The organism is Hydrogenophaga sp. ANAO-22 (genome assembly GCF_042466645.1).
In the GTDB taxonomy this organism is placed as follows: domain Bacteria; phylum Pseudomonadota; class Gammaproteobacteria; order Burkholderiales; family Burkholderiaceae_C; genus Hydrogenophaga.
Genome location: NZ_CP159956.1, coordinates 652,797 through 668,808, shown reverse-complemented (window position 1 = coordinate 668,808; position 16,012 = coordinate 652,797). Strand labels below are relative to the sequence as shown.

The window sequence follows — 16,012 nt, the reverse complement described above, 5'->3', positions numbered from 1 at the left end:
CTGCGCGTGCGGCGCCTGTGGCGGCGCGGTTTCATCATGAACGAGCCATCAGCCCACACCGCCCCCCAATGGGAGCCCGCCGCGCGAGCCGAAAGCCTCTCGTGGTCGATCGTGCGGCAGATCCGCGATGCGCTGTTCTCGGGAAAGCTCAAGGCCGGCGAATTCATCGGCAGCGAAATCACCCTGGCTCAGCAGTTCGGCGTGAGCCGGATCGCGGCGCGCGATGCGCTGCGTTCGCTGATCGCCATGGGCGTGGTGGAAGTCCGCATGGGTTCCCGGGGCGGTGCCTGGGTGGCCATGGGCAACTCCGATCGCCTGGTCGATTCGCTGGCCGTTCAGCTCCATCTCATCGGTTTGACCGCGGCGGAGATGCTCGAAGCGCAGAGCATCACGAGCATCGCTTCGGCCGAGCTGGCCGCAGGCCGCGTGACCCCGGAGGATGCCGCGCGGATGGAAGAGGCGGCGCAGGCCACCGAGGCGGCCGCGGGTGACCCGCACGCGTTCACGGAAGCGTCCATGCGGTTCCGCGAGGCCATCGTCAACGCCTCCAAGAACCGCGTCCTCATCGCCCAGTACCGGGCCTTCGGATCGGTGCTCGGCCCCTTGCTCGAAGCCAACACGACCGCGGCGGCCACCCGCCGGATCATCCAGTCCAACGCCCGCCTGCTCCAGGCCATCGTCAATGGGGATGCGGTGGCCGCGGGTGAGCTGATGCGCGAGCGCGAGTCCGGCATCCGGATGCGCATCCTGGGCTCGGATTCGACCGCCACGACCGAGCCGGCGGCTCAAGCCCCGACCCCCTAGCGCCGGGCGCTTTTTCTTCTTTTTTTTGCCAGAACGGGCGCCTCGGGCGCCCGTTCTCTTTGGTGCGCCTGCGCCGGCACCATCGTGAAAACCCTAATGTATATTACAGATATACAGATTACAGTTCGACCCAAGCCGAGGACGCCCATGGGGTGTCCGGCGCCAGAGGTCGAGGTGCCGCGTTGGTCCCGATCGCCCGCAATGCCCACGGAAAAAGACATGCTCATTGATGCACACGCGCACGTGACTGCGCCCGATTCGCTGTATGTGTGGAAGGCCGGATTGCTGTCGCACCGTGGCAACCACGGACGCGGATCTCCGAAGGTGAGTGACGACGAGATGCTGGCCGTCCTCCACACGCCGACCTTCGGCACCAAGTCCCATCTGGAACAGTTGAAAGAGCTCGGCACGGACATGCAGCTGATCTCGCCCCGGCCCTACCAGAGCATGCACAGCGAAAGGCCGGCCAAGCTGGTTCACTGGTACACGGAAGAGGTGAACAGCATGATCGGGCAGCAGGCCCGGTTGGTGCCGGGCACCTTCCGGGGGGTGTGTGGTCTGCCGCAGGCCTGGGGCGAGCCGATCCAGAACTGCCTGCCGGAGCTGGACCGTTGCGTCAAGGAGCTCGGCATGGTGGCGGCGATGGTGAACACCGATCCCAGCGAGGGGCTGGACACCCAGGCGGTGCCGAATCTCGGCAGCGAATACTGGTACCCGCTGTGGGAGCGCCTGGTCGAACTCGACGTGCCCGCCTACCTGCACTCCGCGGGCTTTCGTTCGGAGCGCAACAGCTACTCGGTCCACTTCATCAACGAAGAGACGGTCGCCGTCATGGCGCTGTGCAACTCGCGCGTGTTCAAGGATTTCCCGCGACTGCGCATCGTCGTGTCGCATGGCGGAGGCGCGATGCCGTATCAGGTCGGGCGCTTCCATGCGCCATCGCTGCGGCCGGGTCGGGCACCCGAGCCGTTCCTCGATGCGCTGCGCCGCCTCTACTTCGACACCGTGCTCTATTCGGAAGAGGCCTTGCGCCTGCTGATCAAGACCGTCGGCCCCGAGCGGTGCATCTTCGGCGCCGAGCGCCCTGGCGTCGGCACGGTGAAAGACCCCGCGACCGGGCGCTGGATGGACGACATCCAGCCGCTCATCGAGGGTTTCGACTGGCTCTCCGAAGACGCGAAGCAGGCGATCTTCAGTGGCAACGCGAAGCAGGTCTTCAAGCTGTAGATCCTCTGCGGGAGACACCAGACATGGCAAACATCGTCGGGGGCATTGCGGTCTCCCATGGCCCCCTGTTGTGCACGCCCCCTTCGATCTGGCACCTGCGAGCGGGAGCCGATCAGAAGAATGTGAACCACTGGTATCAGGGCCGGCGTCACAACTACGATGAGCTGCTTGCCGCCCGAGCGCCGGGATTCGGCATGGCCGTGCAGGCAGCCCATCAGGCGCGCGCCTACGCGCAATGCCAGTCGTCACTGGACCAGCTGGCGGACAAGTTCAAGGCGATGAGGGCGGACTGGGTGATCGTCGTGGGCAACGACCAGCGGGAGGTCTTCCATGACGACATGTCACCCGCGTTGCTGGTGTACACCGGCGAGTCGATTCCCAACATTCCCCTGACCCCGGCGCAGCTGGCCAAGCTGCCGCCCGGCATCGCCGAAGCGGAGGTGGGGCACTGTCCACCGGAGGGGGCGGTGTACCCCGGTCATGCGGCCCAGGCGACGCGCATCGTGGCCAGTCTGAGCGACGCGGGTTTCGATGTGGCGACCTCCGCCCGCCTGCCGTCGACCGCCGATGGACAGCACGGCATTCCCCACGCGTTCGGTTTCGTGTACCGGCGCATCCTGAACGATGCGCCGCCGCCGAGCGTGCCCGTCTTTGTCAATGTGGGTGTCGCCCCCAACCAGGTCAGAACGGGGAGGGCGCTCGCCTTCGGCGCGGCATTGGCCCGGGCGGTGCGCGATCTGCCCGATGCCTCGCGTGTGGTGTTCATCGCCTCGGGGGGGCTGAGCCACTTCGTGGTCGACGAATCGCTGGACCAGAAAGTCCTCCAGGCCCTGAGCCCATTCGACGCGGCATCGCTCCAGTCGATCCCGGAGAGCTGGTTCAACGGGAACAGCGGCGAGATCAAGAGCTGGATGGCGGTGGCTGCGGCCATGAACGAAGCGGGGCTGCGCATCGACATGCGGGACTACACGCCGTGCTACCGGACGCCGGCCGGCACCGGCAGCGGCATGGGTTTCGTGGCGTGGTCCTTGTGAGTGTGAAAGAAGGAAACAGACGCAATGAATGAAGAACAGAACCGCAGGCTGACGCAGGTCGGCCGCGGAACGCCCATGGGCGAGGTGCTGCGAAGGCACTGGATGCCGATCGCGGGCGCCTCGGAACTCGATGAGAACCCCATCAAGCCGCTGCGGCTGATGGGCGAGGACCTCGTCCTCTACCGCGACCTGAGCGGCAACCATGGCCTGGTCGAGCGGGCCTGTGCCCACCGCCGCGCCGACCTGTCCTATGGTTTCGTCGAGGCCGACGGCATTCGCTGCAGCTACCACGGCTGGGCCTTCAATGCCTCGGGCAAGTGCGTGAGCCGCCCGTACGAGGACACCGTCAACCCCGAAATCACGAAGCGCGGGCGGATTTGCATCCAGGGCTATCCGGTGAAGGAGAAGGCCGGGCTTCTGTGGGCCTACCTGGGGCCCGCTCCCGCACCGGAGCTGCCCGACTGGGAGCCTTTCAGCTTCGAGAACGGTTTCGTCCAGATCGTGGTGTCCGACGTGCCCTGCAACTGGTTGCAGTGCCAGGAGAACTCCATCGACCCGGTGCACTTCGAATGGATGCACAACAACTGGAGCACCCGCCTGAGCGGGCAGACCGGCCCCTACTCGGCGGAACACAAGGAGGTCGCTTTCGAAGAGTTCGATCACGGACTGGTCTACAAGCGCATCCGCGGCGAGGCCACGAAGGCCGATGCGATGTGGACCGTCGGCCGGGTGTGCCTGTGGCCCAACGCGTTCTTCCTCGGGGACCACTTCGAGTACCGGGTGCCGATCGACGACGAGAACACGCTCAGCATCTCGTGGATCTTCACGCGCCTGCCGCAGGAGGTCGAGTCGTATTCACAGCCCTCGGTGCCAACCTGGCGCAGCCCGGTCAAGGACGACGCCACCGGGCGCTGGGTGACGAGTCACGTGATCAACCAGGACATGGTGGCCTGGGTGGGCCAGGGGGTCATCGCCGACCGGACGAAGGAGACCCTCGGGCTCAGCGACCGCGGCATCGTCATGCTGCGCCGGCGGTTCGAGCAGGACATCGCGGCGGTCGAACGGGGCGAGGATCCGAAAGGCGTCATCCGCGATCCGGCGAAAAACGTCCGGGTTCAGCTGCCCATCGCGGAACGCGAGTTTCTGCTGCGGGGCCTTCCGAGGCAGGTGCTTCTGGCGCACCCCATCTGGCGGCAGCACTACGAAGGGTTCCGCTTTGCCTATGGCCAGCCCGAGTCGGTGCGCCAGGCTTTCCGGGAGGCGGCAGGCCTATGAACACGCTGAGCACCATCCAGAAGGCATGCGTGGCGCGCCTGCGGCGCATCGACGTCTGCGCGCTGTCCGACGCCCTCGACAAGCTGGGTCGCGCGGGCGCCGTCACCGGCATCCCGCAGCGCAGTGGCCAGGGGCGCATCGCCGGGGTCGCTGTCACGATGAAGGTCGGTCCAGGCCAGCCACCCCCGGGTGAGCCACGGCATCTGGGTTGCACCGCCATCGAACTCTCGGGGCCGGACCAGGTGATCGTGGTCGAGCAGCGCTCCGGCATCGAGGCCGGCTGCTGGGGCGGGCTGCTCACGCTGGGCGCCAAGGTGCGCGGCGTCGAGGGCGTCATTGCCGATGGCCCGCTTCGGGACGTGGACGAGGCCATCGCCTACGGCTTCCCGATCTTCAGCCGCAGCCTGACCTGCCTGACGGCCCGGTCGCGCGTCGTCGAGCTGGGCACTCAACTGCCGGTGGCGCTGGGGAATGTCTCGGTGCAGCCGGGTGACTACGTGGTGGCCGATCGCAGTGGTGTGGTCGTCATTGCGGCGGCAAGCATCGAGGAGGTGCTCGACACCGCCGAAACCATCGCGCGGCGCGAGGGCGGCATGGCCAAGGCCCTCCAGGGGGAACCCCGATCAGCCAGGTGATGAATGGCCACTACGAACAGATGCTGGAGAACAAGCGATGAACGACGATCCCCATGTGCAACGCGCGGCCCGGCTGGACACGGCCGCCCTCAGTGACGCCCTCGACAAGCTGGGCATCGTTGGCCAGTGCCATCGCGTCAAGCCGCGAGACCCTTCCTTTCGCATGGCCGGCCGGGCGTGGACCCTGCTGTACGGCCCCGCGGGCAGCCCACCTGGCACCGTCGGAGACTACATCGACGATGTGCCTCCCGGCAGCGTGATCGTTCTGGACAACGGCGGCCGCGACAACGCCACCGTGTGGGGCGACATCCTGACCGAGATTGCGCATCGGCGGGGCATCGCCGGGACCGTGATCGACGGCATCTGCCGCGATGTCGCGCTCTGTCTGGAACTGAACTACCCGGTCTTCTCCAAGGACCACTGGATGCGCACCGGCAAGGACCGTGTGCAGGTCGAGGCCACGGGCGTTCCCGTCAATGTCGGCGATGCCCGCGTGAGCCCGGGTGACATCGTGAAAGGCGACGCGGATGGCGTCGTGATCATTCCGAAGGAGCACGAGGCACGGGTCCTGGACACCGCCGAAGCCATCGACTCGGCCGAGGCGCGCGTGCGCGCGGCGGTGCGGGGTGGCATGCGCCTGGACGAGGCGCGCAAGGCCCATGGGTACCACCAGTTGCAGACGAGGGCATCGTGATGCCCCGGCACGACCCTTCCACCACGACGCGGGACGCGGTCCGGCTGCCGGCGCCCGTCCTCGCGCGAGCGCAGGCCGCATCGTCGGCCACGCTGCACGAGGCCGCGCGAAAGATCGGCGCCCTGCCTTCCCAGATTCAGGCGCTCGCGCCCGGGTTTCGCTGCGCGGGATCGGCCCTCACCGTGCATTCCCCGCCGGGGGACAACCTCTGGCTCCATCGCGCGCTCGAGCGGGTCCAGCCCGGCGATGTGATGGTGGTGTTCACGGGCGGTGCCCACGAGCATGGCTATTGGGGCGAGATCATGGCGACGATGGCCAAGGCCCGAGGCCTGGCCGGCCTGGTGATCGACGGCTGCGTGCGCGATGGCGATCTGCTGCGGGAGATCGGCGTGCCCACGTTCAGCCGCGGTCTCTGCATCCGGGGGACGGGCAAGGATTTCGGCGCCGTCGGCTGGATCAATCACCCGGTTCTGATCGGCGACGTGGTCGTGAACGCCGGCGACCTGATCGTCGGTGATGGCGATGGGGTCGTCGCCATCCCACACCAGATGGCCGGGGCGGTCCTGGACGCGGGGGCGCAACGCGATGCCGAAGAAGCCGAGTTCGTCCAGCGGCTCCAACGAGGAGAGAGCACCTTGTCGATTTACGGATGGCGTTAGGCGCCCGCGCAAGCATAGGCAGATGGACGGTAGAACCAGGAGACAAACCCCATGAACATCCCTCGACTCGACCGACGCACCGCGGTCATCGGCCTGCTGGCCGCCGCCACCACCCCATGGGCGATGGCCCAGGCCGAGACAGCGGGCAACTATCCCGCCAAGACCCTCAAGATGGTCGTGCCCTACAGCCCGGGGTCCGTGACGGACACCCTGGCCCGCATGGTGTCGGAGCGGCTGTCGCAACGCCTGGGACAGCCGGTCATCGTCGAGAACCGCCCCGGTGCGAGCGGACAGATCGGCACCGCGGCGGTGGCCGCCGCCGCGCCGGACGGCTACACCATGATGCTGGCGCCGCCCACGCACATCATCAACTCGGTGCTGCGCAAGATGCCTTACGACCCGATCAAGAACTTCGATCCGGTCATCCAGATCGCCCGCTCGAACCTGGTGCTGGTGGTGAACGCCGCGACACCGGCGAACAACCTGAAGGAGTTGGTGAGCTATCTGAAGGCGCAGGGCGACAACGCCACCTACGCCTCGGCGGGGCAGGCCTCGACCCTGCACCTCTACACCGCCCAGCTGCAACAGGTGCTGGGCACCAGCATGCGGCACGTCCCGAGCAAGGGCGTGCCCGGCGCCGTCATGGACGTGGTTCAGAACAGCGTCACGGTGGTGCTCGCCCCGATGGAGAACGCCGTTCGCCTGATCAAGAGCGGCCACCTCAAGGCGATGGCGCAAACCGGCAAATCGCGCTTCGCCGAGATTCCCGATGTGCCGACGTTTGCCGAGGCCGGCCTCTCCAGCGTTCACAGCGAACTCTGGTACGGCCTCTTTCTGCCTGCGGGCACACCCAAGCCCATCCTGGCGAAGCTGAACAGGGAGGTCGCCGCGGTGCTCGCCATGCCGGAGGTGAAGACCCAGCTCCTCACGGCCGGCACGGAGCCGGTGGGCGGTTCACCCGAGCAACTGGCGGCGCTGTGCCGCAGCGAACTCGCGATGTGGACCGACGTGGTCAAGCGCAACGGCATCAAGGCCGACTGACGCGTGGCGCCTCCGCAGGACGAAGCTCAGAACCCCACCGCCTGCCCGTCGCGCCGCGCATCGCTCGCGGCCACGTAGCCGTCGGCCATGTCGTCGCTCAGGCGCGCGATGAACTGGCCGCTGCCGAAGTCGAGGTAGGTGTCGGCGGTCGGCTCGAAGCGGTGGCCCAGCGCCTTGAGGCCGTCGCGCAGCGCGGGCGCCATGGTGGACTCGAAGTCCACGTCCAGGCCCTTGCCCCATTTCCAGCGCGGTGCGTCGCACGCGGCCTGGGGCTGCTGGCCGTGCACCAGCATGCGCACCAGCGTCTGCACATGGCCTTGCGGCTGCATGTTGGCGCCCATCACGCCAAAGCTCATCACACCCTGGCCCTGGCGCGTGAGGAAGCCCGGGATGATGGTGTGGAAGGGCCGCTTGCCGGGCGCCACCTGGTTGGGGTGGCCGTCCTGCAGCGTGAAGCCGTGGCCCCGGTTCTGCAGGCTGATGCCCCAGCCGGGCACGACCACGCCGCTGCCGAAACCCAGGTAGTTGGACTGGATCAGGCTGACCATGCGGCCTTGCGCATCGGCGGCGGTGAGGTAGACCGTGCCACCGCGCGGCGGGTGGCCCGCGCCGGGGTGAATGGCGCGTTTCGGGTCGATGAGCCTGGCGCGGTCGCGCAGGTAACCCGGGTCCAGCAGGTCGGCGGCGCGCACCTCGGTCATGAAGCGCTCGTCGGCGACCCAGCGGTAGGTGTCGGCGAAGGCCAGTTTGACGGCCTCGATCTGCAGGTGCTGGCCTTCGATGCTGTCGGGCCCGAAGCGGCCGATGTCGAGCTGTTCGAGCATGCCCAGCGCCATGAGCGCGGCGATGCCCTGGCCGTTGGGTGGCAGTTCGTGCACCGTGTGGCCGGCGAAGGCCATCTCGATCGGCTTGACCCATTGCACCTGGTGCGCGGCGAGGTCGCTGGCGCGCAGTTGCGCGCCGTGCTCGCGCGCGAAGGCGTCGATGGCGGCGGCGATCTCGCCCCGGTAGAAGGCCTCGCCGCGCGTCTCGGCGATGCGGCGCAGCGCGCGACCGGCCTCGGCGAAGCCGAAGCGCTCACCGGGCAGCGGCGCACGGCCACGGGGCATGAAGGCCTGCGCGAAACCGGGTTTGTCCTGCAGCAGGGGCACGGCCAGGGCCCATTTGTGCGCGATGACGGGCGCCACCGCGAAGCCGCTTTCGGCCAGCTCGATGGCCGGCGCCATCAGGTCGGCGAAGGGCAGGGCGCCGAAGCGCTCGGACAAGGCGGCCCAGCCGGCCACCGCGCCGGGCACGGTCACGGCGTCGAAGCCGCGCAGCGGGATCTGGCCGTTGTGCTTGTTCTCGAAATAGGCCTTGCTCCAGCCCGCGGGCGCCACGCCCGAGGAGTTCATGCCGTGCAGTTGCTGACCGTCCCAGACGATCGCGAAGTTGTCGCTGCCCAGGCCGTTGGAGATGGGCTCCACCACGGTGAGGGCGGCGGCGGCCGCGATCGCGGCGTCCACCGCGTTGCCGCCCTTGAGCAGCATGCGCAGACCGGCTTGCGCGGCCAGGGGCTGCGAGGTGGCGACCACATTGCGCGCCATGAGCGGGCTGCGGATGGTGGGGTAGGGGTGGCTCCAGTCGAACTGCATGGGGTGGGTGTCTCTCAGGTGGGAATCACTTGAGGATATCGCCGACGCAGAGGTACTTGATTTCGACGTAGTCGTCCATGCCGTGGTGCGAGCCTTCGCGGCCCAGGCCGGATTGCTTCACGCCGCCAAAGGGCACGTGTTCGGTGGCCAGGATGCCGACGTTGATGCCCACCATGCCGTACTCCAGCGCCTCGCTCACGCGGAAGATGCGGCCCACGTCGCGGCTGTAGAAGTAGCTCGCCAGGCCGAACTCGGTGGCGTTGGCCGCGTCGATGGCTTCCTGCTCGGTGTGGAACCTGAACACCGGTGCGAAGGGGCCGAAGGTTTCCTCCTTCGCGCACAGCATGTCGGCCGTCGCGTCGGCGACCACGGTGGGTTCGAAGAACTGGCCGCTGCCCAGGCTGGCGAGGCGCTGGCCACCGGCCACCACGCGCCCACCCTTGGCCACGGCATCGTCCACGTGGCGCTGCACCTTCACGAGAGCCGCTTCCTCGATCAGCGGGCCCTGGCTCACACCCTCGCCAAAGCCGTTGCCGACCTTGGCGGTCTTCACCTTGGCGGCGAACTTGGCCACGAAGGCGTCGTAGACGCCGGCCTGCACGTAGAAGCGGTTGGTGCAGACGCAGGTCTGGCCGGCGTTGCGGTACTTGCTCGCGAAGGCGCCTTCCACCGCGCTGTCGATGTCGGCGTCGTCGAACACGATGAAGGGCGCGTTGCCACCCAGTTCGAGCGACATCTTCTTGACCGTGGGCGCGCACTGCGCCATGAGGATGCGGCCGACCTCGGTGGAGCCGGTGAAGCTGATGTGGCGCACCACGTCGCTCGCGCACAGCACCTTGCCCACGGCGATGGACTGTTCGGCGTCGGCGGTGAGGATGTTGAACACGCCGGCCGGGATGCCGGCGCGGATGGCCAGTTCGGCGGCGGCCAGCGCGGTCAGCGGCGTGAGCTCGGCCGGCTTGATGATCACCGGGCAGCCGGCGGCCAGCGCGGGCGCCACCTTGCGCGTGATCATGGCGAGCGGGAAGTTCCAGGGCGTGATGGCCGCGCACACGCCGATGGGCTGCTTGAGCACCATCAGGCGGCGGTTGTTGTCGAAGGTGGGCAGGGTTTCGCCGTTGACGCGCTTGGCCTCCTCGGCGAACCATTCCACGAAGCTCGCACCATAGGCCACCTCGCCCTTGGCCTCGGCCAGAGGCTTGCCCTGTTCGGCGGTCATGAGGGTGCCCAGGTCGTCCTGGTTCGCCATCAGCAGGTCGTACCACTTGCGCAGGATGTGGCTGCGTTCCTTGGCGGTCTTGGCCTTCCAGGCCGGCCAGGCGGCGTTGGCGGCGGCGATCGCGGCCTCGGCATCTGCGGGGCCCAGGTTGGCCACGTCGGCCAGCTTGTGGCCGGTGGCCGGGTCGTGCACGTCGAAACGGCGGTTGCCGGCAACCCACTGGCCGTTGATCAGGGCGTCGGTCTTGAGCAGGCTCGGGTCCTTGAGCAGGGCCAGGGGGGAGGTCTTCATGTCCATGGGGGTTGTCTCCGTCGATGCGGTGCGCGGGAAGGGGTGATCGGGATTTATTTAACTTGTTAAATGAATCGCCGCCGATTGTGCCGCCGAAAGGCGTTCCAGCATAGCCCCCGGTCTTTTCCGGGGCGGTGCCGCCCGCGACGCGGCGGGCCGATCCACCCGATTTCGCCGCCCGCGCGCCGGGGTCGGCCCGCATGTTGGAAAATAGCGGGTTCCGCGCGCGCGAGCGCTGCCCCGCATTCAACGACGACCACCCACAAGGCCAACATGACCCGCCCCGCCTCCGTTGCCGACATCCGCAAGAGCTTCCTGGACTTTTTCGCTTCCAAGGGCCACACCGTGGTCGCGTCCAGCCCCCTGGTGCCCGGCAACGACCCGACGCTCATGTTCACCAACTCCGGCATGGTGCAGTTCAAGGACGTGTTCCTCGGCACCGACAAGCGCCCCTACGTGCGCGCGGCCTCGGTGCAGGCCTGCCTGCGCGCCGGCGGCAAGCACAACGACCTGGAGAACGTGGGCTACACCGCGCGCCACCACACCTTCTTCGAGATGCTGGGCAACTGGTCGTTCGGCGACTACTTCAAGCGCGAGAGCCTGAAATGGGCCTGGGAGCTGCTGACCGAGGTCTACCAGTTGCCCAAGGAGCGCCTGCTGGCCACGGTGTACGAAGAGGACGACGAGGCCTACGACATCTGGACGAAAGAGATCGGCCTGCCGCCCGAGCGCGTGATCCGCATCGGCGACAACAAGGGTGGCCGCTACAAGTCCGACAACTTCTGGATGATGGCCGACACCGGCCCTTGCGGTCCGTGCAGCGAGATCTTCTACGACCACGGCCCCGAGATCCCCGGCGGCCCTCCAGGCAGCCCCGATGAAGACGGCGACCGCTTCATCGAGATCTGGAACAACGTGTTCATGCAGTTCAACATGGACGAGACCGGCGCCGTCACGCCGCTGCCCGCGCCCTGCGTGGACACCGGCATGGGCCTGGAGCGCCTGGCCGCGATCCTGCAGCACGTGCACAGCAACTACGAGATCGACATCTTCGACGCGCTCATCAAGGCCGCCGCGCGCGAGACGCACATCAGCGACCTGGACAACCCCTCGCTCAAGGTGATCGCCGACCACATCCGCGCCACCGCCTTCCTGGTGAGCGACGGCGTGATCCCCAGCAACGAAGGCCGGGGCTATGTGCAGCGCCGCATCGTGCGCCGCGCCATCCGCCACGGCTACAAGCTGGGCCAGAAGACGCCGTTCTTCCACAAGCTGGTGCCTGACCTGGTGAAGCTGATGGGCGCGGCCTACCCGAACCTGGCGCGCCAGGAGCAGCGCATCACCGAGGTGCTCAAGGCCGAGGAAGAGCGCTTCTACGAAACGCTGGCCAACGGCATGGAAATCCTCGACGCGGCGCTGGCCGGCGGCGAGAAGGTGCTGCCGGGCGACGTGGCCTTCAAGTTGCACGACACCTACGGCTTCCCGCTCGACCTGTCTGCCGACGTCTGCCGCGAGCGCGGCCTGTCGGTGGACGAGGCAGGCTTCCACGCCGCGATGGAAAAGCAGAAGGCCGCAGGCCGCGCGGCCGGCAAGTTCAAGATGGACAAGGCGCTGGACTACACCGGCGCGGGCAACCAGTTCGTGGGCTACGAACAGCTGGAAGCGCCCGGCAAGATCGTCGCGCTCTACTTCGAAGGCACGCCGGTCGCCGCGCTGAACGCCGGCCAGACCGGTGTGGTGGTGCTGGACAACACGCCGTTCTACGCCGAGAGCGGTGGCCAGGTCGGCGACGAGGGCGTCATCACCAGTGGCTCGGCGCGTTTCGCCGTGGGCGATACGCAGAAGATCAAGGCCGACGTGTTCGGCCACCACGGCAGCGTGGAGCAGGGCACGCTCAACGTGGGCGACCATGTGAACGCCCAGGTGAACACGGCGCTGCGCGCCGCCACCGTGCGCAACCACAGCGCCACCCACCTGATGCACAAGGCCTTGCGCGAGGTGCTGGGTGAGCACGTGCAGCAGAAGGGCTCGCTGGTGAACGCCGAGCGCACGCGCTTCGACTTCGCGCACAACGCGCCCGTCACGGACGCGCAGATCCGCCAGATCGAGGCCAAGGTGAACGCCGAGATTCTCGACAACCACGCCACGCAGGCACGCCTGATGGACATCGAGTCGGCGCAGAAGACCGGCGCCATGATGCTGTTCGGCGAGAAGTACGGCGAGACCGTGCGCGTGCTCGACATCGGCAGCAGCCGCGAGCTCTGCGGCGGCACGCACGTGCAGCGCACGGGCGACATCGGCCTCTTCAAGGTGGTGGGCGAGAGCGGCGTGGCCGCGGGCGTGCGCCGCATCGAAGCCATCACTGGCACGAACGCGCTGGCCTACCTGCAGTCGCTGGAAGACACGGTGGCGCAGGCGGCGGGCGTGCTCAAGGCGCCCACGGTCGAGCTGAACGCGCGCATCGGCCAGACGCTGGAGCAGGTCAAGGCGCTGGAGAAGGAAGTGGCCGCGCTCAAGGGCAAGCTGGCTTCGAGCCAGGGCGACGAGCTGGTGGCGCAGGCGGTGAACGTCAAGGGCATCAAGGTGCTGGCTGCCGTGCTCAACGGCGCCGACGCCAAGACCCTGCGCGACACGCTGGACAAGCTCAAGGACAAGCTCAAGACCGCCGCCATCGTGCTGGCCGCCGTGGACGGCGCCAAGGTGCAGCTGGCCGCCGGTGTCACCGCCGACAGCATGGGCAAGGTCAAGGCCGGCGAGCTGGTGAACTTCGTGGCCCAGCAGGTGGGCGGCAAAGGCGGCGGCAAGCCCGACATGGCCATGGCCGGCGGCACCGACGCCAGCGGTCTGCCCAAGGCGCTGCAGTCGGTGCAGGGCTGGGTGGCCGAGCGCCTGTGAGCCGGCCCTAGCCGGGCCAGTCCAGCGTTCTTGCGCTCTGGAAGGCCCTGGCCTGGCCGGTCACCGGGTCGGTGAACGCGATGGCCCGGGCCAGCAGGCGCAGCGGGTGGGCGAAATCCTCGGCTTCGTGTGGCCCGCGCTGCACGCTCGGGTAGAACTGATCGCCCACGATGGGCCGCGCCAGCGCGTTCATGTGCACGCGCAGCTGATGCCGTTTGCCGGTGACGGGCTCCAGGCGGTAGCGCGCCCACGGGCCACGCACCTCCAGCCGATCGATGCGCGTCTCGCTGTTGGGCTCGCCCTCGGTCTCGTTCATGCGGAAGAAGGCATCGTGCGCTTCCTCGATGCGGCTGCGCCGCACCACGGGCCAGGCCTGGGACGCATCGCCTGAGGGGGCGAGCGCTTCGTACACCTTGTGCACCGCGCGGTCGCGGAACAGCGACTGGTAGGCGTCGCGGTCCTGCGGGCGCAGGCTGAACACCACCAGGCCCGCTGTCTCGCGGTCGATGCGGTGGATGGGGCTGAGCGTGTCGATGCCCAGCCGGTTCTTCAGCCGCACCAGCAGGCTTTGCTGCACGTAGCGCCCACCGGGTGTCACCGGCAGGAAATGCGGTTTGTCCGCCACCAGCAGGTGCTCGTCCAGGTGCAGCACGGTTTCCTCGAAAGGCACCACGGGTTCGTGGTCGAGTTCGCGGTAGTAGTAGACCCGCACCCCCGGCGTGAAGGCCGCATCGGGTGGCAGGGCCTGGCCCGCGTCGTCAAGCACCTCGCCGCGCGCGAGCCGTTGGGCCCAGGCCTCGCGGCTGACGGCACTCAGGCGTCCGGCCAGGAAGTCGAGCAGCAGTGGCCAGGGCGCGGCCTTGTCGTAGGGCAGGGCGATGCAGCTGGCGGACACGCCCTGCCGCGAGGGAATCGCCGGGTTCTTCGGGGACGGCCCATGGTGGCCCGTTGCGGATCAGACGCGGCGGAACACCAGGTCCCAGACGCCGTGGCCGAGCTTGAGCCCGCGGTTCTCGAACTTGGTGAGCGGCCGGTAGTCGGGCTTGGGCACGAAGCCGTCGCCACCCGCTTCGGCGGTGTTGCTCAGCAGGGGCTCGGCCTGGAGCACCTCCAGCATCTGCTGGGCGTAGGGCTCCCAGTCGGTGGCGAGGTGCAGGTAGCCGCCGGGCTTGAGGTGGCGCGCGAGGCGGTTCACGAACGGGCCCTGGATCAGGCGGCGCTTGTGGTGGCGGCTCTTGTGCCAGGGATCGGGGAAGAAGATGTGCACGCCATCGAGGCTGGCTTCGCCCAGCATGTGGTCCAGCACCTCCACCGCGTCGTGGCGGAAGATGCGGATGTTCTCCAGACTTTGCTCACCCACGAGCTTGAGCAGGGCGCCCACGCCGGGCTCGTGCACTTCGCAGCAGAGGAAGTTGTCCTGCGGGCGCACGGCGGCGATGTGCGCGGTGGCGCCGCCCATGCCGAAGCCTATCTCCATGATGAGCGGCGCGGCGCGCCCGAAGGCCGCAGCCGCGTCGAACGCGCCCGGGGCGTAGTTCAGCAGGAAGCGGGGGCCGTGCTGTTCGAAGGCTCGAGCCTGGCCCGGGCCCATGCGGCCCGCGCGCAGCACATAGCTCTTCACCTCCCGCATGAAGGTGGTGTCGGCGGGGGCAGGGCGCGGTTGGGCGTGGCGGGGGTCGGTCATCGGGAGCGGTCGGTCGGGGAAGGGGTGGATTTTAGGCGGGCCAGGCCTTCGTCCACGCCGCCAGCAGGTTGGTCACCGTGTCGCGCCCTGGCGTGGGCAGGCCGAGCACTTGGGCGGCCTGCATCAGCGCGGTGGGGGGATCGCTCAGGTCCAGCGCCTGCGCGCCGTTCTGCTTGCTGAGCTTTTCACCGTGGTCGCCGAGCACCAGCGGGGTGTGGCGGTAGGCCGGCGTGGGCAGGCCCAGCGCCTGTTGCAGCAGGATCTGGCGCGCCGTGTTGTCGGCCAGGTCTTCGCCACGCACCACGTGGGTGATGCCTTGCGCCGCGTCGTCCACCACCACGGCGAGCTGGTAGGCCCAGAGGCCGTCGGCGCGCTTGAGCACGAAGTCGCCCACCTCGGTGGCCACGTCCTGCGCCTGCGGGCCGAGCTGGTGATCGGTCCAGCGCACTTCGCTGCGCAGGGGCTGCACGGCGAATCGCCAGGCTCTGGCGGGCTTGCCGCGCAGGCCGCCACGCTCGGGCCGGCAGGTGCCGGGGTAGACGGCGCTGTGGTGGCGCTCGCGCACCACACCCTGGGCCTGCAGCGCGGCCTCGATGTCCTTGCGCGAGCAGGCGCACGGGTAGGCGCGGCCTGCGGCCACCAGCCGGTCCAGCGCCTGCTGGTAATGGGCGCCGCGCTGCGATTGCCAGAGCACGGGCTCGTCGCTGACCAGGCCGCAGGTCTCAAGCTGCCTCAGGATGGTGCCGTCGGCACCGGGCACGCAGCGGGGGGTGTCCACGTCTTCCATGCGCACCAGCCACACGCCGCCGTGGGCGCGGGCGTCGAGCCAGCTGGCGAGCGCGGCCACGAGCGAGCCCGCATGCAGCGGGCCGGTGGGCGAAGGGGCGAAACGTCCTCTGTACATGGCCGCCATGGCCCGC

General features: G+C 68.4%; 14 protein-coding genes. 9 read left to right on the top strand and 5 right to left on the bottom strand.

Annotated features, from left to right (window positions below):
- Positions 1 to 36: 36 nt before the first annotated feature.
- From ABSY19_RS03015 to ABSY19_RS02980, 8 genes are all read left to right on the top strand, one after another.
- Positions 37 to 804, top strand: coding sequence for a FadR/GntR family transcriptional regulator (locus ABSY19_RS03015; protein ID WP_382158937.1), 768 nt, complete (start codon positions 37 to 39; stop codon positions 802 to 804).
- A 219-nt stretch (positions 805 to 1,023) separates the two neighbouring features.
- Positions 1,024 to 2,031, top strand: a complete 1,008-nt coding sequence (locus ABSY19_RS03010) for an amidohydrolase family protein (RefSeq protein ID WP_382158935.1) — start codon at positions 1,024 to 1,026, stop codon at positions 2,029 to 2,031.
- Positions 2,032 to 2,054: 23 nt separating this feature from the next.
- Entirely contained in the window at positions 2,055 to 3,065 is a 1,011-nt protein-coding gene (locus ABSY19_RS03005) for a protocatechuate 3,4-dioxygenase (protein ID WP_382158933.1), read from the top strand.
- Positions 3,066 to 3,089: 24 nt separating this feature from the next.
- On the top strand, positions 3,090 to 4,340 hold the full coding sequence (locus ABSY19_RS03000) for a Rieske 2Fe-2S domain-containing protein (protein ID WP_382158931.1): 1,251 nt from the start codon (positions 3,090 to 3,092) through the stop codon (positions 4,338 to 4,340).
- On the top strand, positions 4,337 to 4,975 hold the full coding sequence (locus tag ABSY19_RS02995; protein WP_382158929.1) for an RraA family protein: 639 nt from the start codon (positions 4,337 to 4,339) through the stop codon (positions 4,973 to 4,975). Before ABSY19_RS03000 ends, ABSY19_RS02995 begins: the two co-directional genes overlap by 4 nt.
- 37 nt (positions 4,976 to 5,012) lie before the next feature.
- Entirely contained in the window at positions 5,013 to 5,669 is a 657-nt protein-coding gene (locus ABSY19_RS02990) for an RraA family protein (RefSeq protein ID WP_382158927.1), read from the top strand.
- Positions 5,669 to 6,328: a 4-carboxy-4-hydroxy-2-oxoadipate aldolase/oxaloacetate decarboxylase gene (locus ABSY19_RS02985; RefSeq protein ID WP_382158925.1), complete on the top strand. Its 660-nt coding sequence runs from the start codon at positions 5,669 to 5,671 to the stop codon at positions 6,326 to 6,328. Before ABSY19_RS02990 ends, ABSY19_RS02985 begins: the two co-directional genes overlap by 1 nt.
- Positions 6,329 to 6,379: 51 nt before the next feature.
- Positions 6,380 to 7,369, top strand: a complete 990-nt coding sequence (locus ABSY19_RS02980; RefSeq protein WP_382158923.1) for a Bug family tripartite tricarboxylate transporter substrate binding protein — start codon at positions 6,380 to 6,382, stop codon at positions 7,367 to 7,369.
- 26 nt (positions 7,370 to 7,395) lie between these two features.
- Here ABSY19_RS02980 and ABSY19_RS02975 read toward each other — a convergent pair whose 3' ends face one another.
- Positions 7,396 to 9,003, bottom strand: coding sequence for a gamma-glutamyltransferase family protein (locus tag ABSY19_RS02975; protein ID WP_382158921.1), 1,608 nt, complete (start codon positions 9,001 to 9,003; stop codon positions 7,396 to 7,398).
- A 25-nt stretch (positions 9,004 to 9,028) separates the two neighbouring features.
- Positions 9,029 to 10,519 carry an NAD-dependent succinate-semialdehyde dehydrogenase gene (locus ABSY19_RS02970; RefSeq protein WP_382158919.1) on the bottom strand — a complete coding sequence of 497 codons (1,491 nt, stop codon included), beginning with the start codon at positions 10,517 to 10,519 and terminating at the stop codon, positions 9,029 to 9,031.
- Between the two features lie 267 nt (positions 10,520 to 10,786).
- On the opposite strand from ABSY19_RS02970, the gene alaS reads away from it, so the two are divergent.
- Positions 10,787 to 13,408, top strand: coding sequence for an alanine--tRNA ligase (alaS, locus tag ABSY19_RS02965; protein WP_382158917.1), 2,622 nt, complete (start codon positions 10,787 to 10,789; stop codon positions 13,406 to 13,408).
- Positions 13,409 to 13,415: 7 nt separating this feature from the next.
- On the opposite strand, the gene ABSY19_RS02960 is transcribed toward alaS, so the two are convergent.
- The 3 genes from ABSY19_RS02960 to gluQRS are packed head-to-tail and all read right to left on the bottom strand — an operon-like array spanning position 13,416 to position 16,005.
- Positions 13,416 to 14,303 (bottom strand): pseudouridine synthase, encoded by an 888-nt coding sequence (locus ABSY19_RS02960; RefSeq protein WP_382158915.1) that lies wholly within the window; start codon positions 14,301 to 14,303, stop codon positions 13,416 to 13,418.
- A gap of 60 nt (positions 14,304 to 14,363) precedes the next feature.
- Positions 14,364 to 15,092 (bottom strand): tRNA (guanosine(46)-N7)-methyltransferase TrmB, encoded by a 729-nt coding sequence (trmB, locus tag ABSY19_RS02955; RefSeq protein WP_382158913.1) that lies wholly within the window; start codon positions 15,090 to 15,092, stop codon positions 14,364 to 14,366.
- A 31-nt stretch (positions 15,093 to 15,123) separates the two neighbouring features.
- Entirely contained in the window at positions 15,124 to 16,005 is an 882-nt protein-coding gene (gene gluQRS / locus ABSY19_RS02950) for a tRNA glutamyl-Q(34) synthetase GluQRS (protein WP_382158911.1), read from the bottom strand.
- Positions 16,006 to 16,012: the final 7 nt, after the last annotated feature.